A 1,122-nucleotide genomic window follows, 5' to 3' on the forward strand; every position below is an offset into this window, starting at 1 on the left:
GGCCGGTGACCTGCTCGATGACCAGGCCCAGCAGGATGTAGTTGGTGTTGGAGTAGTCGAACTGCTCACCGGGGGCGAAGAGAGGCGATTCCGAGACGCCGACGGCGACCAGTTCCTCCGGGGTGAAGGTCTGCTCGGGGTCCGCGAAGAAGCGGTCCGTGAACTGAGTGCTGCGGGTGTAGCTGGCTACCCCGCTGGTCATGTCCGCCAGTTGCCGCAGGGTGATCTGCTCCCCGTGGGGGATGCCCTCGACGTAGTCGGCGATGGGGTCCTCCAGGGACAGCTGCCCCTCCTCGGCCAGCTGCAGGACCAGGGTGGCGGTGAAGGGTTTGGTGACCGAGCCGATGCGCGTGTGCACCCCCACCTCCATGGGCTCCCCGGTGGCCGGGGCGGCCGTCCCGTAGGCGGCCGTCCAGGTGCCCTCCGGGGAGGAGACCCCCACTACCGCACCGGGCGCGGAGGCCTGGCCGAACGAGGCCCGGGCGGCGGCGTCCAAGGTCGTCGCCAGCTCCTCGGGCAGCGGCTCGGCCATCTGTGAGGAGGGTTCCCGGGTGAGGACGTCGTCGACATCGGTGACACAGGCCTCGGGGCCCGTGCCCGAAGCCGACGGCGTCGCTGAAGCGGCCGGTTTGGCTACCGGCCCGGCTGTGGAGGGCAGGGCCGCGGTTGCCCCGTCGGCCCCGAGCAGGAGCACCGCCACGGTGGCGGCGGCGAACGTGTAACGGGTGGATCGTGCAGGTGATGACATCTTCGTTTCCCTCTCGATCGGCACAGGACACCTCCGAAGGGGTGACTGCACCCAGAGAACAGCGCTTCAGGCTCAGTCGTCATGGACGACGATGTCGACCCCTACGCCCCGCTCGACTGCGACGGCACATCCCGGCAGCACGCACAGGCAAAGGAACCGATGAGATGACGGGCCGATCCACGGCCCCGGATCACACGCCAGCCCGACGAACTCACGGACCAGGCGGTGCCCTCAGCGTAGGACGGCCTTCCGGACCGGTCAGCCGACCTGCCCCGGATCGTTACCCAACCACCGAAGATGTCTCACCCCCATTGCGGCCGGGGCGCCACCTAAGTCATGGAGACGACCGACCAGCGAAGGAGCCACCGTGGGCA

General features: G+C 69.1%; 1 protein-coding gene. It reads right to left on the reverse strand.

All coding sequences use genetic code 11. The features are described 5' to 3' along the window. A partial coding sequence (locus tag ACFYE3_RS19010) for a serine hydrolase domain-containing protein (RefSeq protein WP_387612034.1) occupies window positions 1–532 on the reverse strand: 532 nt, incomplete at its 3' end. Window positions 533–1,122 lie beyond the last annotated feature (590 nt).

The sequence above is a fragment of the Kocuria arenosa genome (genome assembly GCF_042879215.1).
Classification (GTDB): domain Bacteria; phylum Actinomycetota; class Actinomycetes; order Actinomycetales; family Micrococcaceae; genus Kocuria; species Kocuria arenosa.